The following is a 21,991-nucleotide window of genomic DNA, read 5'->3' as shown; positions in this document are numbered from 1 at the left end:
GCTTTAGCCGCGAGCTCTTCCCGGGCCATCGCCGCGATCATGTGAAAAGAGCTCGCGGCTAAAGCCGCTCCTACAAAAGCCCGTCCTACCAACGCAGTCTCCATAACGCGCACCGTTCGCGTGGGCATATGCTGTTCCCGGATCGACACCCCCGCCGATCCCACCCCCACGAGGACGCCACATGCAATCGATCACTACCAAAGACGGCACCGAGATCTTCTACAAGGACTGGGGCTCGGGTCAGCCGATCGTCTTCCACCATGGCTGGCCGCTGTCCAGCGACGACTGGGATACGCAAATGCTCTTCTTTCTCGAGCAAGGCTATCGCGTCATCGCCCACGATCGCCGCGGCCACGGCCGCTCGACCCAGACGCCCACCGGTCACGACATGGATACCTACGCGGCCGACGTGGCGGCGCTGGCGGCGCATCTGGACCTGCGCGACGCCATCCACGTCGGCCATTCGACGGGCGGCGGCGAAGCGGCGCGCTATGTCGCCAAGCACGGCGCCGGTCGCGTCGCCAAACTGGTGCTCATCGGCGCGGTGCCGCCGTTGATGCTGAAGACCGCCGCGAATCCGGGCGGCTTGCCGCGCGAGGTGTTCGACGGCCTGCGCAAGGAACTCGCCGCCGACAGGGCCAGCTTCTACTGGACGTTTCCCGTGCCCTTCTACGGATTCAACCGCCCCGGCACCCCGCTCTCCGAACCGCTGCGGGCGAACTGGTGGCGCCAGGGCATGATGGGCGCCGCCAAGGCGCATTACGACTGCATCGCTGCGTTCTCGGAAACCGACTTTACCGACGACCTCAAGCGCATCGACGTGCCGACGCTGGTGATGCACGGCGACGACGACCAGATCGTGCCGATCGCCGATTCGGCGATGATCTCGTCCAAGCTGCTCCGCAACGCGACGCTGAAGATCTACGAAGGCTTCCCGCACGGCATGTGCACGACCCAGGCCGAAGTCGTCAACCGCGATCTGCTCGCATTCTTGCGCGGTTGAAGCGGCGCCGAGTGCCGGCGATCCCGTCGCCGGCACTCGCCGCTTTCTTGGATGCTGCGCGCTGCGCTGGCCGCTTTTCGCGGAACTGGCGTTTATGATGGAAACATGGGGGCTGTCTCCATACTCGACGAGGTACGCGCATGGACCAGATCGAAAGCGTCACGCCTGGCGTCGCCGAACGCGAAGCCTGGACCGGCACGCCGTCCCAATGGCAGAACTTCTGGTATTGGGTCGCCTGCGTGCTGGTGATCCCGATCCCGTGGGCGCTGTGGCGCTGGCTGGTCACGCGCAACACCCGCTACGCGCTCACCGACCAACGTTTGAAGACTACCCGCGGCGTATTCAACCGGGTCACCGACGACCTGGAGCTGTACCGGGTCAAGGACACCCATTTCCAGCAGACGTTCTGGCAGCGGGTGGTCGGCATCGGCGACATCGTATTGAGCACTTCCGACGCCACCACGCCGTCCATGGTGCTGGCCGACATCAAGGGCGCCGACGGCGTGCGCGAACGGATCCGCGCGTTGGTTGAGCAGCGCCGCGACGCCAAGCGCGTGCGCGAACTCGACCTGGGCCACGAGGCGCTCTAGCCTTTCTTCGTAGAGCGGGGCTCGCTCCGCGGCTACCGCCCGGTCGCGCAGCGGAGCGAGCTCTGCCCTGCAGAGCCCGTACACCCTCGGACCCGTCGCCCTTTTTTTGCGGCTGCAACCTTTTTCGCGAAGCGCGCATCACAGGTATTGCCGGCACCGCGCCGGCATCGCGGTCGCGAATAGCCGCGATCGAGCACGCCTATCCGCAGGAGAATCCCCATGCATCCGCGCAAGCCGATGTGGGCGCTGACGTGCGCCCTGCCGATCGTCGCCGCTTTTCCTGTAGCGGCCCAGACGCGTTACGTGCAATTGATCAACGATACGCACGACCGCATCGAATCGTTTTCCCTCGCCCAGGAAGGCGGCGCGTGGGTGGCGATGCCGCTGGGCGACCGCGGCCTGAGCGCGGGCACCGGCGAAACGCTGGCGATCGGATACCGCGAAGGCGACGGGTGCCTCTACGACGCTAGGATCGTGCTGCGCGGCGAAACCTTCATCCACCGTGGGCTCGATTTCTGCAGGTACGTCAGCTATCACCCTGGCCGGTACCTGCGCGTCTCGGCTTCGCCGGCCGAACGACGCGTCGCGCAGGACGCCGATCGCCGGTAGCGGGCGCTGCTTCGATGCCCAGTAGCGCGTTGCGGCGTTTCCTGCTGAGCTTGCCGAGCGCATCCCCATGCGACCATTCCACCAGTTCGCGCAGGTAGGCGGCAGGAACCGTACGCACGTCGACCACGGTCACCCAGCGGTAACGGCCCATCCAGCGCGCGGGCTTGATGCCTGGCACGTCGGTCAGTTCGATGAAGCGCTCGGGCGAAGCGCGGAAACTGAAGCGCCAGCGTTCCGGCTCGCTGGTCTTGAAATAGGCGAAAGTCTTGTCGCCGACCGAGTAGACCAGCACGTTCATCGGTTCGTCGAGCTGGCGCGCCGCGGCGCCCGGCAGCGCGGCGCAGAATTTCTTCAGCTGTGCCGTATCCATGTAAGCCTATTGTAAGCGCGCTTTTCGTAGGGGCGGCTTCAGCCGCGAGCTTTTTCGAGCGGTCTCCGCGCATCCCGAAGAGCTCGCGGCTGAAGCCGCTCCCGCGAGCGGTTCACGCCGGCGTCTGTTGGTTGAACGCCAGCTTCCACTCGCCGTCCTCCTTGACGTAAACGCTGCCGACCAGCGCCTGATACGTCTCGCCGTCGCCACGCGAGGCCTTCGCGCGATACGTCACCATGACCATGCCCGGCGCGGCCTCGATCACGGCCATGTCCTCCAGCTCCACTTCCTGCCAGCGCGCGCCATCGTCGATCGACGCCAGGATCTCGTCGCGCGAAAGCGCGCCGACCGGATCCGGATACACGGCCATCGATTCCGTGGCCAGATGCTCGTCGTAGTAGTTGCGTGTGCCTTTCCAGAATCCGAATTCGAGTTCGCCGAGTTGCTGCGCAATGCTCATGCGTCCGCTCCTTTCCTCGTTCCCGTTTCGCCCGGATAGCGTACCGCCTCTTGCGCGAGCCGTGTCCGGAACGCCATTCCGCAGAGTCGACGCCTTCGCCGGGCCACGGCCGTCATTTCACCGGTCCGCCGATCGACCAGACATGGCCGAAAGGATCCTTGACCTGGCCATAGCGCATGCCCCAGAACTGATTGTCCAAGGGCATGAGCACGGCGGCGCCGGCCCCGACCGCGCGTTCCCATGCGGCGTCGGCGTCGGGTACGTCCAAATGGAACGTACAGCTCGTCCCGCCCAGCCGTGCAGGCGCTTTGGCGCCGTGTTCGCCGAACTCGGGAAAATCGTCGTGCAGGAACAGCGCGCCGGCGCCGAGCGTCAGATGCGCATGCATAAGCCGCTTGCCGTCCTCGGCAGGATGCTTGGCTTCGAGTTTCGCGCCGAACGCTTTCTCATAGAACGCGATCGCCGCTTCGCCGTCGTCGACGACCAAGTGTGGGATGAGTGCCGGGCTGTTCATAAACACCTCGCTTCGAAGGGTGATTGAGGATAACCGCGACGATCGTCGGATTTCGTTACTGTCCCGGCAGCGGCAGGCATTCCATGATCTCCACCGAGTCGCCCGGAAAGATCGCGAAATGCGGGTGGTTCTCGAACATCCTGGCCGCCGCTTCGTGGGACTCCGCCTGGACGATCGCATAACCCGTCATGCCGTTCTTGATGTCGGCGATTCCTTGCGATGAGGCGCGCTTCGTCTTGCCGAGCGGGCGGCCCTGATCGACGATCGCGTCCGCGTGCGCCTTTCCCCATGCCATCCAGGCCTTCATGCCGGATGCTTCCAGCGCCTTTCGTTTTTCCGGATCCATCTTGTTCCACTGTGCCTTCTCCGTCGCGCCTGCCGTGCCGATATACATGGCCAAGAATCGTTTCATGACGTCTCCTTGTGGATGACTTCCGGCGCGCCCCGCCGGTCGCGCCGGAGCATGGCTTTCATGCGTTGGTGCTCGCCCGCCGACGGCCGGCATTATCGGCCTGTCGGCGCGGCCGAAGATGCCGCCCGTCGGGCGCCGTCGTCTATGGCGTTGCCTGGCAAGGCGTGCAGACGTTGTTCGCGTGCCGGAACGCCAGGCGCCATTGGCCATCGCGCTTCATCCAGGCGTTGGTGTAGCGGCGACGCAGGCTTTTGCCTTCGTTCGGCGCGCCCTTGGCGGGCACGACGGTCTCGTCGCCCATCACTACCACCATGTCGTCGAAGAACAGGAATTTCTCAGGCCTGCGCTCGAATGCGTCGTAGCGGATCACGCCCTGGCCGATCAGGTCGAGCAGCTCCTTCTTCTCCTTGACGATGCGGTTGGTGGGGTGGTTCACCGTGATGTCGTCGTCCATCAGCTTGTCGAGCGCGGCGGCGTCGCCCTTGAAGATCGCTTCGGCATGGGCCAGGTCCAACTGACGGATCTGCCCCTCGAGCGCAGCGTCGGCGGTTTGGGCGAACGCGGGCAGGCTAGCGACGGACAACAGGGCGAGCGCGGCGGTGATCGTCTTCATGCGTTGGTTCCCGGATTTTTTTCGTCCGCCGTCCTGTGCGGAATTCCTGTGCAGCAGGCGATAAGGACGGTCTTTCAGGCCAACGGCGATCGAACTCAAAACCGGGCAAGCTCGGGATCCGCAGGCTTCAGGACGCTAGTCGGAAGTCCCATCGCGCCGCCAGCGGTCGCGACTCGTGACCGATGGCGAGATAGCCTCGTTACCGCCGCGGCGGCTGCCCCCGGCCATGGTCAACCGTGCGCCGGGGCCCGGTACGAGCCGGCTTCCGAACGGAAGGCGATGGCGATGCGGTTCCAGGCGTTGATGGCGGCGACGGCCCATCCGAGGTCGGCCAGTTCCTTGTCCGAGAAATGGCGGCGGGTGGCTTCGTAGACGGCGTCGGGCACGTGTCCATCGGTGATGTTCGTCAAAGCTTCGGTCCACGCGAGCGCGGCACGTTCGCGATCGGTGTAGTAGGGCGCTTCGCGCCAGGCGTCGAGCCCATAGAGGCGCTGTTCGCTTTCGCCGGCGGCGCGGGCGTCCTTCCAGTGCATGTCGATGCAATAGGCGCAGCCGTTCATCTGCGATGCGCGCAGTTTGATCATGTGCAACAAGGGTTTTTCGAGGCCCGAGCGGCGAAGGTAAGCATCCAAGGCCATCATCGCCTTGTAGCTGTCGGGGGAGGCCTTCCAGTATTCCATCCGCGGTTTCATTGCGTTCCTCTCGTTGGCTACGTTCGTAGCGGACTGCGGCGATCAGGTGTTCCTGATCGATTTCCAATCCGCCAGACGCTCTGCGATCAGCGCCGCGCGCTTGTGGTTGTCGGAACCATCCAGGGTTTCCACGTCCGCCGGATCGGCTCTGACATAGACGCCGGCCGTCCGCGCGTTCACGCCTTCGCCCCGCGTAGTGAAGTAGCCCGATGCGCGGTCTGCGGACTCCAAGCGGAGCTCGCCGGTGCCTTCCAGTTGCGGGGCGTCCGGGTGCAGCGGCCGTTCGCCCTTCCAATAGTAAAAGACGCCGGACGCATCGTCCTTCTCTCTCGCCGCTTCGCTCCAGTATCTGGCCGATAGCATGCCGTCTTCCTGCCACGCGCGGCCGTTCGTTTCCAAGGCGCCGTTGCGGTTCCTCGATATCTTCAGAACGCCCAATGCCGACGGCTCTTTCTCGGTACGCTGGGTCAGCGAGTACTGCCACCATAGGCCTTCGATGCGCGAGGCGCGGCCTTCGTTCTCGATCGCGTTGCGCAGCTTCTGGCAGATGGCTTTCGTTTCCGCGGCGGAGGCCGACCCGTCGTAGCGCACGCAGGTGAGGCCGAGCAGATCGGTGGGCAGCTTCGCGCCGCTGGCGTGCAGGATGAACGTCCGCCGCATGCCGAGGACGCCGCCGAAAAGGCCCGCCTCGAACACGACGTTGTCGCGCGGAGAGGCCTGGCCGGATGCAGGCTCGATCGCCGCGGGCGAACTGCCCGCCGTCCAGTCGTCCTGCGCGAACACGAAGGCCGCGAAGTCGACTTCCCGCGTCAGCTCGAGCAGGCGTTCCAGCGTAGTGGTCCCGGGATTGAACGATGTCGTCCAAGGTTCCACATGGGCGATGTCGTCCAGGCCACGCGTCAGGGCCTGCAGCAGCTTCGCCTGCTTTCCTGACGATCCCAAGAAGATGCGGGGTTTTCCCATCGGATTCTCCTGCTGCAACCATAAGGCGGTCATCGGGTCGCGCCAAGCGCGGCCTCATTTGCCCTTGCCATGTTAGACCGCGATGTCGGGCCGATGAAACCAATCCGGTCTACGGCCCTAGCTATGCCTCGATCGAATTGCAGCCGCCTATGGACCATAGGTCAGCCTGACAACTGAGCGCGAAAAATGAGGGCTCAGGTAAGTGTTTCCATACGCGTTGTCGATACCGATTTCCGGATCGTCTTCATAAGGAAAGTCCTTCGAGTAGTATCCGCGAGGAACGACTCTGACAGCCAATCTAAGCTCGTATCCCTTGCGGATATAGCGTTGCAGCTCGAAATCCGACGGGAGCGTGATCAATCCCTCCGCAACTTCTTGCGGCTGCACTTGGAATCCATTGCCTAGCCTATTTCTGGGAAGCTCTAGTTGCGCCAGCGCCCCGGCGATGGGGTCATCCCCGGCATCTGCTCCGGGAATCCACACGGTCGCCGACGCTTCATCGTTGATCCAAATGTAGGCATCCTCCCGTTCGTTGGCGATGGTCACCTTGAACGTATGCGCCGAAAGATCGTTTCTCAGCGCGTGCCTGTGAGCCGCCGGAACAGCGAGGAGCAACAGGGCAAAGGAGGCGGCCGCCAATGGTACGGCTCGCTTTCTAATGCCGGGTGGGGGCTGAACTTTCATGGGCGCCTAACGTCCCAATCAAGCCGACCCGCGTAGCGGATCGGCTCGAATAGATCGCCGGATGGCCGAACCGCGCTCATTCTTCGATGGCCTCGATACCGCGCTGCTTCAGGCTCTCGAGGTGATCGTGCATCTCTTTGAGCTGGCCGGGGGAGTGGCCTTTCCAATCCGCAACCTCGCCGATGATGCGGAACGCGTCCCGGGAGCGGTACGACTTCGTAGGATTTCCGGGAAATCGCTTGTCCGTCAGGTTCGGATCGTCTTCGATGGGCCCGGTCGGTTCCACGATGTAGACCCTGCCACGCCCTGCGCCGACGGCCAGCTCGGCGCCCCAGATGGCCGCGTCCAGCGTGGCGGACAGGTAAACGAAATTCGCCTGGTTCCGCTTGCCGTAGTTGGAGGCGTAACCCGGCGCGATCAGGTCGCCCGTCTTCAGGTCGGCCTTCGTGCCGTGGTAGTACGTTTGCGTATCGGTCATCGCGTCGCTCCGGTGTCCTGCCGTTTCGGCAGGCCGGCGATACTGCATTGCGCAGCGGGCCTTGCCGCAAGTCCCCCTGTATTGTATAAATTCATTGTGGGGAGGCGCGCGGCGCTTCCCTTTTTAGTTTCTGCGACGACCATTACCGCAATATCCGGCGTCGCTCGGCGCCGCAGGCCCAAGCGCTCTAGTCCCAGCGGTTCGCGTTCTTGGGAAAACCAGGCCGTTGCAGCCGCACGACGCAGAACCGCTGCCCGGTGGGCGCCTGCATCACCACCCACCGCTCCAGCTCTTTCACCACGGTCGCGCCCAGCGCCTCGAGGCGCGCGACTTCGGCCGCAATGTCGTCCGTCTCGATGTCGAGGTGGACGCGGCTCTCGTGTTCGACGCGCTGGATCTGCACCATCGGCTCGTCCGGCGGCGTTTGCAGCATCACGTAGTTGCCGCGCGTGCCGTAATGGCCGCGATCGACCGGGCGTCCGAGCGCCGCGGCCCAGAATTCGGCGGCGGCATCGATGTCCTCGACGCGGCAGTCGATCTGCATCGAGCAAAGTCGGGAGTGGTGCATGTCGTCTCCTGATCGTAACGGCCCGTTACGCTACGAACGGGCGCGATGGTTTGATGAACCATGCGGCGGACACGGCGAGTATCGCACCGGCAACGACCTCGAACCAGATCGTGAAGTTCATCGCGAACGTGTGCTCGGAACACAAGGCGAGCGCATAGTGGCCCAGCCCGCCGAAGCCGAGGCCGCCATAGGCGACAAGGCACAGCGCGGCAGCCGTGCGCCAGCCGGCGAACGAAAGAGCGGCAGCGATGAAGCCGACGCCGGTGACCGCCAGCCATGCGACGTAGACGTTCTCCCGGGTAAGCCATGCAGGCATGTTGGGATAGACGGCGATGTATTCGGCGTTGTGCGCGAAGTGAACCAGGCTCGCGACGCAATACAGCGCGGCCAATGCCCAGATGCGCACGGGAAAGCGGGATGGAGAGGCGGAAGGCCGCATTTCCGATGCCTGATCAAAGCTGGGATTGTAGGGCAGGCTTCACATCAAACCCGAACATTCTTGTGAATTTTATAGTCGGCCAGGTTGCTGGGATACGACTTTATGTCCGGTTTATCGAGCTTGCTGCGCAACAGCTCAAACGCCTCGGCTTTATTCGATCCTGACCAATACGCGGGCGGGGCCACGACTAGCCGTTTCTCTCCGCCATGGAGGACTATGGAGCCTTGAGTGCCGAACTCCACCTTGCGCACATCCTGCCATCGCATCCGAAAGTGTCCGAACATGTTCTGATGCGCGATATGGGTATCGGAGAGCACGTACTTCCCGGCGCTGAGCAACACGTAGAGGCTCATGACCGCAAAGAAGGCAAAGACTGAAATGGGCCAGTACTGCTTGGCGACAAACGCCCCTATGCTGCAGCCAGTGAAAAAGACGCAGCCCGCCGCACCTATGGCCAGATAGCTCCTAAGCCCGACAACGTAAGTACGATGCACGTGCGGACGCTCCCGGTCTGATGGCGTTTGGAGCCCGCGATCCTACGCCAAATCTTGGTCCGATATAGCCAGTTCTGGCGTGGACAAAGAGGGTGCTCGAAGTTGTCCGCACGTTTACCGGCAGGCGGCGGGTTGCCCTACGGGCCCTGCAATGCCCGCCAATCTAGCGCCAGAGGCGCAGGCGGGCTTGTTTCATTCCGTATAGCCGTCGGCAGCGGCTCGATCGGGGTTTTCGAAGATCGCCATCGCCGTACGCATCCGCCTGAAACCGAACTTGCCGTAGAACGGTTCCTTGCCCGGCACCGCGTACAGGATGATCTTGCGGTGCCCGCGGCAGCGGTCCACCAGCCGCTGGATCAGTTCCTTGCCCAAACCCGTGCCCTGGTGGTCGGGGTGCACGGCGATGTCGCAGAGGTAGGCGCAATCCACGCCGTCGGCCACCGCGCGGCCCGCAGCGACGACCGCGCCGCCGCTGCGCACGAAAAACTTGAACATGCTGTTGGTGAAGGCCGTCTCCAGCCATTGCGCGCTCTTGTTGCCCAGCGGCGCGAGGCGGTACATCTCGGAGAGGGCCGTCCAATCGACGCCTTCGGCGGTGTCGGACCATTCGATCGTCATCTTCGGATCCCGTCTATGTTGTTTTCGCATTATGAGCCGGACGGGCGATGCTTTGTATTGGGTCAGCCGACGGCTTATTGCCGCAGAATCTTTTCCATCGCCTTTCCCTTCGCGAGCTCATCGATCAGCTTGTCCAGATAGCGTATTTTTCGCATCAGCGGGTCTTCTATGTCCTCCACGCGGATGCCGCAGACCACGCCCCTGATGAGCGAACTGTTCGGATGCATGGCCGGTGCTTGGGCGAAAAAAGTTTCGATGTCGTTTTCCTGGCCGATCTGTCGCTGCAATCCCGCTTGGTCGTAGCCGGTCAGCCAGCAGATGATCTGGTCGACTTCCTTTTTCGTGCGGTTTTTGCGTTCGGCCTTTTGGACGTATAGCGGATAAACGCTTGCGAATTTGATGGCGAAAATGCGGTGCTTGTGCATCGTCATTCCTCCGAAGGGGCGAGGCGCTGCATGCGGCGGTATCGTTACGGACGCAGGAACAACGATTGGCTGCCGTAGTCGATCACGGCGGCGTGCCGCTCGAATACGTCCTGGCCGAGGATCGCCTCGATGGGCGCCATGCCCTGGGCGGTCAGCGCCTCGTTGGCGTGGCTGAGGTCCATGGCCACCAGGCTGTGCGGCCGGATGGGCAGTTCCGCCAGATCCAGGTTGGCATCCACCACCACGTACACGTCCATGGCCGCATTCCCGGCGCCGCCTCCCTTGTCGGGGAGCAAGGACAGCGAAAGGTTCAGTTCGCGCGCCAACGCCAGGCTCACCAAGGTGCAGTCGGCTCCCGTATCCACGAGGACGGACACCGCCCGTCCGCGCAACGACGCCGGGGCATGAAAGTGCCCCACCTCGCTGCGCTGCAGCGGGATCCGCCGGTAGCCGGCTGCTGCGAGAAATTCAGAGAGAAGCACGATGCTCACTCCTCGAACCGCCCGCCACCGTTGGCGGGCGTAGCTGGTGCAAGCGTAGCGCACCCGGGGTGCCGAACGGCACGGACATGCGGGCGGCAACACCATGGCCGCGAGCCCGCGGCGCTGGCGTTCGCCGGACTACGCCTGCTTCTTCGCCTTCGGGGCGGACCGCACCGTCAAGGCTCCAGGTTCCGCAACGCGGCGCCGGTCTCCACATCCATGGGCACCGAGACCTGGTCGTGCACGATGAGCCAATCGCCGCCGATCTTCCGGTAGCCCGTCGTCCAGCGAACCCAGTAATCGCTCCGCTTCCCGTTCTTCAAGGTGCCGCTGATCCGGTTGAGGCTGCGCCCGAACGCCACGTCGCCGTCCACGGCCAGCGTGAGGTCGCGCAGTTCGTAGCCGAGCGGAGCTTGGTAGGCCGCAAAGACGTCCCGCCAGTTCTTGAGCTTCGCCTCCGCTCCGAGGTGCTGCAGCGGCGGGACGATGTCGAACGACACCAGATCCGGCGCATAGATCGGCCTCACGCCTTCGATATCCATGGCGCGGACCGCATCGAGAAATCGATCGAGTCGTCGCCGGATGTCGGCTTCGTCTATCGCTTGTTGCGTGGCCATGGCCGCCTCCCGCTTTCGCACGAAGCTTCGATTAACCACACCGCATATTCTGCGGCCGTCAACGGCGGGTTAAGGCTCTGTCTTGTTCGCCTGACACTAAGCGCAGCCTGGGTAAGTTCGTAGGCTGGGTTGGCTTCATCAACCCAGCCTTTCCCTGTACAACCGTGATGCTGGGTTGATGAGGCCAACCCAGCCTACAGCGCTTGCTATTTGTTCGCATTGAGCGGCGGCCAAGCCGCGGCACTCCATGTCGGCGCAGCCTCCGCGATGAGTTGGAGAATTTCAGGCGGCAGGTCTCCCGAGCCTGTCAATTGGCGAATGTCCAGAATGTCGTCGGCCCCGAAGCCGGACGGAGCGCGGAGGGCCCATTGAATCGCCTCGTCGAGCGAGCCCACTTCGATGAGGTAGAAGCCTCCCACCAGTTCCTTCGACTCGGCGAAGGGGCCGTCGACGATGTAGCGCTTGCCTTCTGCCACCGCGATGCGAGCCCCTTTCGCCGCAGGGTTGAGGCCTTCGGATGCGATAAGCACGCCGGCCCGATGCATCTCCTCGTTGAAGCGCATGTACGCCTTGAAGAGTTCCGCATCGAATTCTGGCTGTTGGTCGACCGTCGTCTTCTCCGCATTCGACTGCGCCGTGATGATGAACCGCATAGCCTGTTCTCCGTATGTGGGTCTGTCTGGTATGGCTACGACGAACAAGGGCTGGTCAAATCGACAAGACCACTATCCTCAAAAGAAGGCCGCGCCGGGCGTGGCGCCTTCCAGGGGCCCAACGCCTGAATTATGCCGACCCGCGAAGCGGGCCCGGCTCAAATGACTTGTTGGACGCCAATCCGGTTCTCAACGCTTACGTTCTTAAGGGATCCACTCGGGAAATATGCTGCCCGAGTTCCTGAGCGAGCCCGATGAGAATTCCTTCGGGGCCCCGGATGTAGCAGAGCCGATACATGTCTTCGTACTGGACCACTTCGCCGACGAGCTTCGCGCCGTGTTTGCTAAGCCGGGCGAGCGTATCGTCGATGTCCTCCACGGTGAACATGACACGCAGGTAACCGAGAGCGTTCACCGGTGCGTTGCGGTGATCGGCGACCACGGGCGGCGCGAGGAAACGGGACATCTCGAGCCGGCTGTAGCCGTCCGGCGTACGCATCATGGCCACCTCGACGCGCATGCCGCGCAATCCGGTGACGCCGCCTGCCCAGTCTCCTTCGATCGGGGCGCGCCCCTCGAGCTGGAGGCCAAGTTCGGTGAAGAACTCAATGGCGGCCTCGATGTCTTCTACCACGATGCCGACGTTGTCCATACGCTTGACAGTCATGATGTCTCCTTGGCGCCTGACGCCTGAATTAAGCCGAGCCGAGAAGCGGCTTCAGCTTGAATGAATGGCTAGCGGACGCGATACGTGCCAGCTGTAACATCAATGCGGGCCGCATCGGGGAAGTAGTCAGTGCATCCTGCAACGACGATGCGGCCGCTCTGAATTGAAAGAGAGCACTCAACCACATGGTCGAATCTGGCCAGATCGAGCCGAGGCTCTCCGTCTAAGATGTCTATGGTTACCAGCACATCCATATTGCGGACGGTGCCCACGCCAACGATACCAGGAGTAACAGCAAGAAGGCGGTTTGAAGCTTCCTCGGTCCAGGCATCGCCGAGATTGCCATCCGCAGGCTCGTCCTGCAGGTAAAACTGATGGTAGCCAGCAAAGAGTTCGAAGTCGTAGCGGGGCATGGGTGCGGTCTAACGCCAGGGTTAAGCCGCGCCGCGAAGCGATGTCGGCTTGGGCGGATTGTTGGACCGCGCCCAGAGAATAGTGCCTGTCACTGCAAGCACAACGGATCCGATTGCAACCCAGCAGCCCCAGGTAAAATGGCGCCAAAGTAGTCTCGCGAGTGGTACATATGCCGCGCAGAATGCCAAGGCAAGAATCGTGCCGGCAATGGGATGTCGTCGTAAAAGTATGATGGCAATGATGCCGATAGGGCCCAGCGTGATCCAACCCGCTTGAACGATTGGGTCAGCAGTGCGCATGTATTGCATGGCGGGGTAGTTCGGTAAAAAACGTAGCCAGAGGTCCAGGGCTACGGCAAAAGGGCTCAGCGAGAGTACGCCGATGGCAATGCGGGCAAGACCCGTTGACGCCGTTGTGTTCTCAGTTGCCATATGCCCCTCTGTGCGGTCTAACGTCTGGAATTAAGCCGACCCGCGGAGTGGCGTCGGCTTGAATGAATTGCTAGCCGCACTCGCGCCGGTAATGCATGGCGACCGCGCCGCAGCGGAGCGGCTTCGCGGAGACCAGATCGAGCCGTCGCGTACTGGGCAGCCCGCTCTGGTACAGGGTCGGGCCGTGGCCGGCGATCCTAGGGTGAACGAGGAACATGTACTCGTCGATCAGGTCCAGCCGATCCAGCTCGGTCGCGAGCTTGCCGCTACCAAGGAGCACACCGGCCGGAGTCGCGTCCTTCAGTTTCTGCACCTCCGTGCGAAGGTCGCCGGCGATGTGGTGGGTATTGGTCCACCGAAAGTCCTTTCGCGTCGACGACACCACGTACTTCGGCTTGGTCTCCAGCTTTACCGCCCACTCGCGGATCGCCGGCGGTACCTCCACGTCGCCTCGGGCGACTGCCGGCCAGTAGCTCTCCATCATCTCGTAGGTAACGCGGCCCCACAGCATCGCCCCGCCTTCGTCCATCAAGCGGGTGAAGAAGGCATGTGTCTCGTCATCGGCGATCCCCTCCCGGTGGTCGACGCAACCGTCGAGGGTGACGTTGATGCTGAAGGTCAAAAGCCCCATGACTGAGAACTCCTCGTAGCGGCTAACGCCTGAATTAAGCCGAGCCGCGAAGCGGGCTCGGCGTGAATGCATTGTTAGGGCGCATCCAGCGCACCCAAACGAAATAAAACACGGTGGCCCCGATCAGTCCGTGCAGAGCCAAGATAGTTACGGACTGCAGATAACTCAGCCAGCCATAAAACGTGGGCTCGCCATCAACGACGAAGTCTCTGTAACTGCCGTACCAGTTGCCGCCAGAGGAAGCGCCCTTGTCCGAACCCGGACCGCGCCAGCCGACGAATAGGCCGCCAGCGATAGTGCCTGCGAGCGCTAGCGGCCACCATTTGAGGCGGCCGAGACGATACAGCACGAGCGTGAGGGGAATGCCAAGGAGAAGGACGAATGGAACCGCAAAAAACATGGCCATGAAGGTCGTCAGGGCGAGTACGTCCTGCGACAGGTCGGCGCCTTGTAGCAAAGCTGGGAGAAAGAACCAACTGAGCAGTACTACAGGCTGCACAGCTACGGCGGCAAAAGATGAAAACAGAGTCGCAAGGAATATTCGCATTGGCATAACGCCCGAATTTAAGCATTTGCAGGGCGGGTCCTGACCCGCCGTATGCACGATCCGATAACAGCCCACATACCGGTATTTCTGCTGTATCTCGGCGCGTTCCTCGGCTTCGATCGGTAAACGGCGGGTTGGAACCCGCCCTACGGCCCTGCGCTTACCCGGGCTACGCTGGTTTGGCTCAATATATGGGGAAACGGGTCAGACGCCATTATCAAAACGGCCTCTGACTCGGTTTTTCTCTCGCTTAAGTGCCGTTCTCCGCGCCTGACAGCGCCCTACGGGGCCTTTACCTCGCGAAGGCTTTTCGTTTTGAAGTATTTGGGCTCGGGGCGAGTTTCACTGAATTTCTCGATATGCGCTGCTTTAACGGCAAAGGCGTCATCATCGATCCAGACTAGATCTTCAACGGAGTTGAAGCGATCAGAATCTTTGTACTCCCTCGAAGAGAAACTCGCATACTCTCTGAATCGCTTCGGATCGCCGGTAATCCGGATCAGCCCAATAAAGGTGCCTGGTTTGTACGGAGAATTCTGGTAATAGGCCAAATAACCGTTTCCAGGCGAAACAAGAGGTGTTTCGACAGCACCGTCCGCTTCCATAGAGGCGAGAGAGTAAGCCGTGTTCGTATCGCTATCGACTAACATATATGTGCCGAAGTTCAGGCCCTCTGCTTCGGATGCATCTACCAAAGCATGGGTTTTCAGCTCCGGGTAATAACCCTTGTACACCATCCAGCAAGCATGATGCCGATCCAATAGATCTTGATTTTCTCGGTAGAAAGTTAGCTTGGCCAGGTTAGTGTCAATTGTAAAAGTGGTTTCAGTGATCGTGATGCGAGAAGGCTGCGGATCCAGCTTGGGACGATAAACGCTTTTATAGCGGTCAAACTCGGCCTTCGATATTTCCGCGAAGGTTATCTTAGGTAGTTTCTCGTAAGAGGCAAAAAAGCCGAGATCAATCTGTTTAGAGATCGCTTTCCGCCAAGCTCTATTGCATTTTTGCGGATTTTCGTCTTCAGCCGATTCTTGTTCGCTTACTGAAGGCTCGGTTTCTTTGGTTTTCGTTTCGTTTTCACCGCTTGATGGTCGAGCGAACAACAAAAGCGGTGCGAACAGAATAATGAAAAACACGGTTGCGTGATTTTTTCTCATAGTGAAATCCACCCTGCCTGCCTGTATCCTAGGTTTACAAGGCTTCGACTATTCGATCGAATTCGCAAAGCAATGTAATTAAGGCTGCGTAATCTGCTTGACCGTCGAGATTGCGGATGGCAGCGGTCCCGACTTGGCTTGTCTGCGGCCATTGATTCCTGTCCGCCGCCTCGTAAGCACGAGGCAGGAAGACTTTCGTGAGCCAATCTTCGAACGGCATCTCACCCATACCGAAGGCCGAGCGGACGACCTGAGCGGGTTGGATGGGGCCAACGAGCAAGCCAAGACGACGTAGTTCAGCTTCGATCTTTCCAAGCTGTTCGGCGGGGTTGCGATTGGTCACGTCACTATTCCTCATAACGCCGAATGAGCGGAACCGCGAAGTGGGGCGGCTCGAGTGGTCAGGCGGGCACTCTATGGTGCATAGACGGAGCAAACATAAAAATGCGGCCACGGGAATTCGCGCCGCGAAGAGGCGTCGCCTTGGATGAATTGTTAGCCGCCATGCGTGTCACTTGCCCAGCCATACGCCGGAGTCGTACATGAGTCGCATGGTGTAGTTGACCTGAAGGGTTTGATTGCCCGGACAAGCGATTTCCGTTTCTTTTCCGCCGGCGGGTGGCGACACCACGATGGACGAGTTCTCCCTAAGGGGGTCGAGCAGCATGTAGTGGTAACCGCTGCTCGTGAATTCCAGGGAGGCATTGCCGTTGCCGTACGAGACATAGCTGAAAAGTCCGGTCGGCGGGCTTTTTGCGGCGGGGTACTGGAAGGTCATCTTGCCGCGGTTGGCGGCCCGGTATTGCATGTAGCCCGAGGTGCGGGTGACTACGGGGGAAGAGCAAAGCGCATAGGCGCGCCTGCGGGTCTCGCAGCTCCACAGGGTGATTTCCTCCTTCCCGCAAAGCGCGCTTGCCCGGTACTCGTTTCGGTACTCGGCGTACGTGGCGTCGGCGATCGAAGGGACAGGCAGGCTTTCCTGCGCGACCGAGCCGCGCGCAGCGAGCGCGAGGCTGAGAAACAGCAAGGGCGATGTAAGGTGTTTCATGGTGGCTAACGCCTGAATTAAGCCGCGCCGCGAAGCGGGTTCGGCTTGAATGAATTGTTAGGCTGCATGCTAGATCACCAAAACTAGGCAGAGGACAGTTGCAATCACGAACGATGCGATCGAAAGGCCGTCGATAGTCAGGTCAATCCAGCTGCGCTCATTTATGTAGTGCCAGAACTTGTAGCGAGTTGTGTCTTTGAGGTTGGGCCTACAGGTACCGAGATACATGTGGTAGGCACACCATTTGTTGATAAATCCAAGCAAGACTTGGCCGAATACACCAGCAAGGAAGAAGAAGATGATCCAATTTTTTAGGGGTGAGGAATTGAATAGTTTGAGCAAATGATCGTTTGTATTTAGGAGAACCGGACCCCCGATCCCGTAAGCAACGAGCCATGTACGCAAGGTCTTTGAGTACTCGGCGTAGTTCGCATAGTGCTCAAGCTCTTCGTGACGATCCAGCATAAATCCCCCTGCATCCTGAATTAAGCCGAGCCGCGAAGCGGCTTCGGCTTGAATGAATTGTTAGGCGGCACCCTGAGAATGCTCCGCAAGCCAGCAGTGCAGTGCATAGATGCCGCCCGCTGCATGATGCCCCCAATGCTGCCAGAAACTCTGTCGCCATTCCCAGCCAGCGGCAGCGACGTGACCTGACTTGAAGAGTGAGAGGCCCCGCCGCAAGTCTCTCCAAGTGTCAGCGAGATCGTCCGCAAGGTCTCCCAGCTCAAGCGCATCATTCTGAACGTCCATCGGATCGAAGCGCTGCGAGTAGTAGTTGAAGGGCAGTGCCCCAAAACGGCGGTAGATGCTCTTCCACTCCTCGTCAGTTGTCTCCGCGGGCTCTCCCTCCGCGAAGGTGTCTGGAAGGGTAAGCGCTTGCTGATAGAGGCTAGATAGCAGCCGTAGAGCTGTTCCTGCCTCGGCCTCGGGAGATTGCGGAGCATGCTCAGCCCAAGAGCAGAATTGGTTCGCCGCTTCTGCGAAATGTTGGACTTGCGAGGACATGGCTGTGCCGCCTAACGCCTGAATTAAGCCGACCCGCGAAGCGGGTTCGGCTTGAATGAATTGTTAGGTGTCATCGCCGGACTCCCATTGAGCCAGGTCTTCGACCGGGCGTGGAAGACGGCCCTCGAGCCACTCGGCAACAGTGCCGGGCTTGAACGAAGGATCCTTGGACTCGATGACCCACGCAAGGAAGTCTACCGGCCCACCGTTGAGGTAGGGCGCGGGGGAAACGGGCATGAACAAGGTGGGCAAGCGTTCTTCCAGTGAGAGGTAGTTGAGGACACAACCGAACTCTTGCACGACGCTCCAAGCAAGCGGGTGTGTAATGTCGAGCGAGAACTTGACCCACCAGTTGCCATTGTCGAACTTGCCAGAGCCGATCGAGCCGGACACCGACGGAACGCGCCGAAGGTATGCCAAGAGCTTGTCGAAGTCGCGGTGATCTCCCATGACACCTAACTACATTTAGACCCCAAACTGGGGCATAAACCGCAGTGTGCGACGACCAGCGAAGACCGTCAATCAGATAAATCCCAATCAGATCAGGCGCTTGCGCGGCAAGCGATTGCTTCGGCGGGCATCGACGCCGCTGTTTTATGCGGCACATTCACCCGCATACCGTTTATCGGGGTAGATCTGCCGGCATAACAGTTTCAGGCTCTTGGATCACCCCCTCCAAACCGACAACTTCTGCTTGACGGCGACATTCTTCAAAGCAACGTAATTCGGAATTCCATCCCGCCCGTACGGCGGCGGCGATTCGCCGCGAATCAACGGCTCCAAATACTTCCGTGCAGATGCGGTGATTCCGTAACCATCCTTGCGAATGAAATTCGCCGGCATCGTCTTCTCATGATTGGCGACTTTCTCCAACGCCGCCGGCTCGATCTTCCAGCGATACGGCGAATCGGAAGTCCGCTTGATCACCGGCATCGTCGCATTCATGCCCTTCAACGCGTACTGCACCGCAGCCTTGCCGACTGCAAGCGCTTGGTCGAGGTCGGTCTTAGACGCCAGATGACGTGCGGAGCGTTGCAGATAGTCGGGCAACGTCCAATGCACCTTCATGCCCAGTTGATCCTTGACGCGACCGGCTAAGAACGAAGCCACGCCGCCCAATTGCGTATGCCCGAACGAATCCTTGCCGCCGCCGGCGTCGGCGACGAACTTGCCGTCGGCGGTGCGGATGCCTTCGCTGGCCACCACCACGCAGTAGCCGACGCGGGCGACGATCTTCTTCACCTGCGCGATGAAATCCGCCTCGTCGTAAGGCCGCTCCGGGAACAGGATCAGATGCGGCGCGTCGTCCACGGTCTTGCCGGCCAGACCGCCCGCGGCGGCGAGCCAGCCGGCGTGGCGGCCCATCGCCTCGTAGACGAAGACCTTGGTGGAGGTTTCGGCCATCGCGGCCACGTCCAGGGCGCATTCGCGGACCGAGACCGCGGTGTATTTCGCCGCCGAGCCGAAACCCGGGCAGCAATCGGTCACGGCCAAGTCGTTGTCGACCGTCTTGGGCACGCCGATGCAGGTCAGCGGGTAGTCGAACTCCGCCGCCAGCTTGGACACTTTGAGCGCCGTGTCGGCCGAATCGTTGCCGCCGTTGTAGAGGAACCAGCGCACATCGTGGGCCTTGAACACGGCCAGCAGGCGCTCGTACTTGGCGCGGTCGGCTTCCAGCGATTTCAGCTTGACCCGGCACGAGCCGAAGGCCCCGCCGGGCGTGTGGGCCAGGGCGCGGATGGCGGCGGCGGATTCCTTGGAGGTGTCGATCAGTTCCTCGCGCAGCGCGCCCAAGATGCCGTTGCGCGCGGCCAATACCTTGACCTTGCGGGCGCGGGCCTCGGTAATGACGGCGCTGGCGGTAGCGTTGATGACGGCGGTGACGCCGCCGGACTGGGCGTAGAGCAGGGTTCCGGACATGGGCAGGCTCGGGATTTCGGGGGGTTTGCGGTAAGCTGGCACGGTATTTCGCCGCGGCAAGGGGAGTGTAACGCCCTGCGGCGACTCGATTTTCGGCGTTTTGGAGCAAGCGATGCGACTGGTACTCCTCGGCGCGCCCGGTTCCGGCAAGGGCACGCAGGCGGCTAAGCTGAAACAGCACCTGCAGGTGCCGCACATTTCCACCGGCGACCTGCTGCGTGCGGAAGTGGCCGCGGGCACGCCCCTGGGCCTGGAGGCCAAGGTCATCATGGCGCGCGGCGACCTGGTGTCCGACGAGATCCTGCTGGGCATGCTGGAGGACCGTTTCTCGCGTCCGGACACGGCCAACGGCTTCATCCTGGACGGCTATCCGCGCAACCTGGCCCAGGCCGCGGCGCTGGACAAGCTGCTGCAGCGCATCGGCCAGCCGATGGATTTCGCGTTGCAACTGGACGTGGACAACGAGCTGCTGATCGACCGCATCGCCGGCCGCGCCAAGGCCGAAGGCCGCGACGACGACAATCCCGAATCGGTGCGCAAGCGCCTGCAGGTGTACGACCAGCAGACCGCGCCGGTGATCGAGTTCTATCGCCAGCATGGGCAGCTGACCGTGGTCGACGGCGTGGGTTCGATGGACGAGGTGTTCAACCGGATCATCGAGGCGATCGCGCCTGCGACCGAGGTCGGTTGAGGCTTTCCTTCTCCCGCTTGCGGGAGAAGGTGGCGCCAAGCGCCGGATGAGGGCGCGCGATATCTCACGATGGCATCGAATGTATCTACTTGCGCCTGCGTTGTTGCGAAACAAAGCAAGAGGGTCCAGAGGATTTCGCCGCGACCTGATCGGTCGTGCGCCCTCACCCCAGCCCTCTCCCGCAAGCGGGAGAGGGAGCAGGCCGCCAGCGTTCAAGTGTCGGCTTGCTTCAATTGACTAGGAATCGACGAACTTGAAGCTACACATCCTGGGAATCGCCGGCACCTTCATGGGCGGCGTCGCGGCCTTGGCGCGCGAACTGGGCCACGAAGTCGAAGGCAGCGACCAGGCGATCTATCCGCCGATGTCGACGCAGCTCGAAAACCTCGGCATCGCCCTCAAGCAAGGCTATACGCCGGACAACATCTCGCGCGACTGCGACGAGATCGTGATCGGCAACGCCTTGTCGCGCGGCAACGATGCGGTCGAGTACGTGCTGGACGAGGGCCTGCGCTACACCTCCGGCGCGGAATGGCTGCGCGAGCGCGTGCTGCCGGGTCGCGAGACGATCGCCGTGGCCGGGACGCACGGCAAGACGACCACGACCACCATCCTCGCATACCTGCTGCAGGCCGCTGGGCGCGAGCCCGGCTTCCTGATCGGCGGCGTGGCCGAGGATTTCGGCGTGTCCGCGCGCATCGGAACGGGCCGCGAGTTCGTGGTCGAAGCCGACGAATACGACACCGCCTTCTTCGACAAGCGCAGCAAGTTCGTGCATTACCGGCCGACGGTGGCGATCCTCAACAACCTGGAGTTCGACCACGCCGACATCTTTCCGGACGTGGCGGCGATCCAGCGCCAGTTCCATCATCTCGTCCGCACGGTGCCCGCGCGCGGAAAGCTGATCGTCAATGGCGAAGACGAGAAGATCGCCGAAGTATTGGCGATGGGCTGCTGGACGCCGGTGGACACCTTCGGATTGGGCGACGGTTTCGATTGGAGCGCGCGCCTGGTCAAGGGCGACGGCAGCGAGTTCGGGGTCATCCATCGCGGCGCGCAGATCGGCGTCGTGCGCTGGCCGCTGGTCGGGCGCCACAACGTGATGAACGGGCTCGCGGCGCTGGCGGCTTGCCATGCGGTCGGCGTCGATGTCGCCTCGGTGGTCGCCGCATTGGCCGATTTCCGCAGCGTGAAGCGCCGGCTGGAAGTGTTGGGCGAAATCGGCGGCATCACCGTCTACGACGATTTCGCGCATCACCCGACGGCGATCGCGACTACGCTCGCAGGCCTGCGCGCCCGGGTGGGTGGTGCGCGCATCGTGGTGGCGATGGAGCCGCGCAGCAATTCTATGCGGCTGGGCGCGCATGCCGATGCGCTTGCGCCGTCGCTGGACGGGGCCGATGCGGTGGTGTTCCTGCACCGCCCGGAATTGGCTTGGGACGCCGGCAAAGTGGTCGCGGCGATGCGAGGCGATGCGCGCACTGCGGCCGATGTGGATGCGCTGATCGCAATGCTGCGCGAACTGGCGACGCGCGGCGACCATGTCGTATTCATGTCCAACGGCGGCTTCGACGGCGCGCCGCGCAGGTTTCTCGATGCGCTGAAAGCGCGGGCTGAATTGCCATAGGCAGCGTACGGTCGTTCGTAAGTCGTCATCCTCGCGAAGGCGGGACTGCGGAGGCCGAAAGCCGGAGCGAACCTCTGCGTCAGCAGATGGCCCGGAGGGCGAGCGAAGCGAGTAACCCAGCGCTTTGCCCGATACTCTTGCTTTTCGTAGGTGCGAATTCATTCGCACG

33 protein-coding genes are annotated in these 21,991 nt (G+C 61.8%); 5 read left to right on the top strand and 28 right to left on the bottom strand.

Features of this window, described 5'->3' with window-relative positions; translation table 11 throughout:
• Window positions 1-181: 181 nt before the first annotated feature.
• The 3 genes from M2650_RS12810 (at window position 182) to M2650_RS12800 (ending at window position 2,202) form a co-directional block, all read left to right on the top strand.
• Complete coding sequence (locus M2650_RS12810) at window positions 182-1,003, top strand: alpha/beta fold hydrolase (protein ID WP_249475133.1); 822 nt, start codon at window positions 182-184, stop codon at window positions 1,001-1,003.
• A gap of 140 nt (window positions 1,004-1,143) precedes the next feature.
• Window positions 1,144-1,593, top strand: coding sequence for a PH domain-containing protein (locus tag M2650_RS12805; RefSeq protein WP_249475131.1), 450 nt, complete (start codon window positions 1,144-1,146; stop codon window positions 1,591-1,593).
• 219 nt (window positions 1,594-1,812) lie between these two features.
• Window positions 1,813-2,202, top strand: a complete 390-nt coding sequence (locus M2650_RS12800) for a hypothetical protein (protein WP_249475128.1) — start codon at window positions 1,813-1,815, stop codon at window positions 2,200-2,202.
• On the opposite strand, the gene M2650_RS12795 is transcribed toward M2650_RS12800, so the two are convergent.
• From M2650_RS12795 to M2650_RS12660, 28 genes are all read right to left on the bottom strand, one after another.
• The gene (locus M2650_RS12795; RefSeq protein WP_249475126.1) at window positions 2,120-2,572 is read right to left on the bottom strand and encodes an MmcQ/YjbR family DNA-binding protein; all 453 of its coding nucleotides are present in this window, start codon (window positions 2,570-2,572) and stop codon (window positions 2,120-2,122) included. The genes M2650_RS12800 and M2650_RS12795 overlap by 83 nt on opposite strands.
• 112 nt (window positions 2,573-2,684) lie before the next feature.
• Window positions 2,685-3,032, bottom strand: a complete 348-nt coding sequence (locus tag M2650_RS12790; RefSeq protein WP_249475124.1) for a nuclear transport factor 2 family protein — start codon at window positions 3,030-3,032, stop codon at window positions 2,685-2,687.
• A gap of 112 nt (window positions 3,033-3,144) precedes the next feature.
• Window positions 3,145-3,546 (bottom strand): VOC family protein, encoded by a 402-nt coding sequence (locus M2650_RS12785; RefSeq protein WP_249475120.1) that lies wholly within the window; start codon window positions 3,544-3,546, stop codon window positions 3,145-3,147.
• A 55-nt stretch (window positions 3,547-3,601) separates the two neighbouring features.
• Window positions 3,602-3,940: a hypothetical protein gene (locus M2650_RS12780; protein ID WP_249475118.1), complete on the bottom strand. Its 339-nt coding sequence runs from the start codon at window positions 3,938-3,940 to the stop codon at window positions 3,602-3,604.
• A 160-nt stretch (window positions 3,941-4,100) separates the two neighbouring features.
• Entirely contained in the window at window positions 4,101-4,571 is a 471-nt protein-coding gene (locus M2650_RS12775) for a nuclear transport factor 2 family protein (RefSeq protein WP_249475115.1), read from the bottom strand.
• Between the two features lie 230 nt (window positions 4,572-4,801).
• A complete protein-coding gene (locus M2650_RS12770; protein WP_249475113.1) occupies window positions 4,802-5,263 on the bottom strand; it encodes a carboxymuconolactone decarboxylase family protein in 462 nt (153 codons plus the stop codon).
• A gap of 42 nt (window positions 5,264-5,305) precedes the next feature.
• Window positions 5,306-6,226, bottom strand: coding sequence for a TIR domain-containing protein (locus M2650_RS12765; protein WP_249475111.1), 921 nt, complete (start codon window positions 6,224-6,226; stop codon window positions 5,306-5,308).
• A 147-nt stretch (window positions 6,227-6,373) separates the two neighbouring features.
• On the bottom strand, window positions 6,374-6,772 hold the full coding sequence (locus tag M2650_RS12760) for a hypothetical protein (RefSeq protein ID WP_249475109.1): 399 nt from the start codon (window positions 6,770-6,772) through the stop codon (window positions 6,374-6,376).
• 214 nt (window positions 6,773-6,986) lie between these two features.
• Window positions 6,987-7,388 carry an NAD(+)--rifampin ADP-ribosyltransferase gene (gene arr, locus M2650_RS12755; protein WP_249475107.1) on the bottom strand — a complete coding sequence of 134 codons (402 nt, stop codon included), beginning with the start codon at window positions 7,386-7,388 and terminating at the stop codon, window positions 6,987-6,989.
• Window positions 7,389-7,575: 187 nt separating this feature from the next.
• Window positions 7,576-7,956 (bottom strand): VOC family protein, encoded by a 381-nt coding sequence (locus M2650_RS12750; protein WP_249475105.1) that lies wholly within the window; start codon window positions 7,954-7,956, stop codon window positions 7,576-7,578.
• A 25-nt stretch (window positions 7,957-7,981) separates the two neighbouring features.
• Entirely contained in the window at window positions 7,982-8,362 is a 381-nt protein-coding gene (locus M2650_RS12745) for a hypothetical protein (protein WP_249475104.1), read from the bottom strand.
• Between the two features lie 77 nt (window positions 8,363-8,439).
• Entirely contained in the window at window positions 8,440-8,889 is a 450-nt protein-coding gene (locus tag M2650_RS12740) for a hypothetical protein (protein ID WP_249475102.1), read from the bottom strand.
• Between the two features lie 192 nt (window positions 8,890-9,081).
• Complete coding sequence (locus M2650_RS12735) at window positions 9,082-9,507, bottom strand: GNAT family N-acetyltransferase (RefSeq protein ID WP_249475100.1); 426 nt, start codon at window positions 9,505-9,507, stop codon at window positions 9,082-9,084.
• A 74-nt stretch (window positions 9,508-9,581) separates the two neighbouring features.
• The gene (locus tag M2650_RS12730; RefSeq protein ID WP_249475098.1) at window positions 9,582-9,932 is read right to left on the bottom strand and encodes a DUF2200 domain-containing protein; all 351 of its coding nucleotides are present in this window, start codon (window positions 9,930-9,932) and stop codon (window positions 9,582-9,584) included.
• Window positions 9,933-9,976: 44 nt separating this feature from the next.
• A complete protein-coding gene (locus tag M2650_RS16445) occupies window positions 9,977-10,519 on the bottom strand; it encodes a retropepsin-like aspartic protease (protein ID WP_283254789.1) in 543 nt (180 codons plus the stop codon).
• A gap of 71 nt (window positions 10,520-10,590) precedes the next feature.
• Window positions 10,591-11,031: a YybH family protein gene (locus M2650_RS12720; protein ID WP_249475094.1), complete on the bottom strand. Its 441-nt coding sequence runs from the start codon at window positions 11,029-11,031 to the stop codon at window positions 10,591-10,593.
• Window positions 11,032-11,237: 206 nt separating this feature from the next.
• The gene (locus tag M2650_RS12715; RefSeq protein ID WP_249475091.1) at window positions 11,238-11,684 is read right to left on the bottom strand and encodes a YciI family protein; all 447 of its coding nucleotides are present in this window, start codon (window positions 11,682-11,684) and stop codon (window positions 11,238-11,240) included.
• Window positions 11,685-11,880: 196 nt separating this feature from the next.
• Complete coding sequence (locus tag M2650_RS12710) at window positions 11,881-12,351, bottom strand: VOC family protein (RefSeq protein WP_249475088.1); 471 nt, start codon at window positions 12,349-12,351, stop codon at window positions 11,881-11,883.
• A gap of 68 nt (window positions 12,352-12,419) precedes the next feature.
• Window positions 12,420-12,764 (bottom strand): hypothetical protein, encoded by a 345-nt coding sequence (locus tag M2650_RS12705; protein ID WP_249475086.1) that lies wholly within the window; start codon window positions 12,762-12,764, stop codon window positions 12,420-12,422.
• 502 nt (window positions 12,765-13,266) lie between these two features.
• Entirely contained in the window at window positions 13,267-13,827 is a 561-nt protein-coding gene (locus M2650_RS12700; RefSeq protein ID WP_249475084.1) for a dihydrofolate reductase family protein, read from the bottom strand.
• Window positions 13,828-13,861: 34 nt separating this feature from the next.
• The gene (locus M2650_RS12695) at window positions 13,862-14,374 is read right to left on the bottom strand and encodes a hypothetical protein (protein ID WP_249475082.1); all 513 of its coding nucleotides are present in this window, start codon (window positions 14,372-14,374) and stop codon (window positions 13,862-13,864) included.
• 281 nt (window positions 14,375-14,655) lie between these two features.
• The gene (locus M2650_RS12690) at window positions 14,656-15,531 is read right to left on the bottom strand and encodes a hypothetical protein (RefSeq protein WP_249475080.1); all 876 of its coding nucleotides are present in this window, start codon (window positions 15,529-15,531) and stop codon (window positions 14,656-14,658) included.
• 34 nt (window positions 15,532-15,565) lie between these two features.
• Window positions 15,566-15,874, bottom strand: a complete 309-nt coding sequence (locus M2650_RS12685) for a YqcC family protein (RefSeq protein WP_249475078.1) — start codon at window positions 15,872-15,874, stop codon at window positions 15,566-15,568.
• 168 nt (window positions 15,875-16,042) lie between these two features.
• Window positions 16,043-16,579 carry a hypothetical protein gene (locus M2650_RS12680; protein WP_249475077.1) on the bottom strand — a complete coding sequence of 179 codons (537 nt, stop codon included), beginning with the start codon at window positions 16,577-16,579 and terminating at the stop codon, window positions 16,043-16,045.
• 69 nt (window positions 16,580-16,648) lie between these two features.
• Entirely contained in the window at window positions 16,649-17,044 is a 396-nt protein-coding gene (locus M2650_RS12675) for a hypothetical protein (protein WP_249475075.1), read from the bottom strand.
• A 60-nt stretch (window positions 17,045-17,104) separates the two neighbouring features.
• The gene (locus M2650_RS12670; protein WP_249475073.1) at window positions 17,105-17,584 is read right to left on the bottom strand and encodes a DUF5063 domain-containing protein; all 480 of its coding nucleotides are present in this window, start codon (window positions 17,582-17,584) and stop codon (window positions 17,105-17,107) included.
• A gap of 63 nt (window positions 17,585-17,647) precedes the next feature.
• Window positions 17,648-18,034 (bottom strand): hypothetical protein, encoded by a 387-nt coding sequence (locus M2650_RS12665; RefSeq protein ID WP_249475071.1) that lies wholly within the window; start codon window positions 18,032-18,034, stop codon window positions 17,648-17,650.
• 216 nt (window positions 18,035-18,250) lie between these two features.
• Window positions 18,251-19,504: a 6-phosphofructokinase gene (locus M2650_RS12660; RefSeq protein ID WP_249475069.1), complete on the bottom strand. Its 1,254-nt coding sequence runs from the start codon at window positions 19,502-19,504 to the stop codon at window positions 18,251-18,253.
• Window positions 19,505-19,616: 112 nt separating this feature from the next.
• On the opposite strand from M2650_RS12660, the gene M2650_RS12655 reads away from it, so the two are divergent.
• Both M2650_RS12655 and mpl read left to right on the top strand, forming a co-directional pair.
• The gene (locus tag M2650_RS12655; protein ID WP_249475067.1) at window positions 19,617-20,195 is read left to right on the top strand and encodes an adenylate kinase; all 579 of its coding nucleotides are present in this window, start codon (window positions 19,617-19,619) and stop codon (window positions 20,193-20,195) included.
• Window positions 20,196-20,448: 253 nt separating this feature from the next.
• Complete coding sequence (gene mpl / locus M2650_RS12650) at window positions 20,449-21,822, top strand: UDP-N-acetylmuramate:L-alanyl-gamma-D-glutamyl-meso-diaminopimelate ligase (RefSeq protein ID WP_283254787.1); 1,374 nt, start codon at window positions 20,449-20,451, stop codon at window positions 21,820-21,822.
• Window positions 21,823-21,991: the final 169 nt, after the last annotated feature.

This window comes from Luteimonas galliterrae, assembly GCF_023374055.1.
Lineage (GTDB): Bacteria > Pseudomonadota > Gammaproteobacteria > Xanthomonadales > Xanthomonadaceae > Luteimonas_C > Luteimonas_C galliterrae.
The sequence above is the reverse complement of the archived record's forward strand: the minus strand, read 5'-3'. Positions and strand labels throughout refer to the sequence as shown.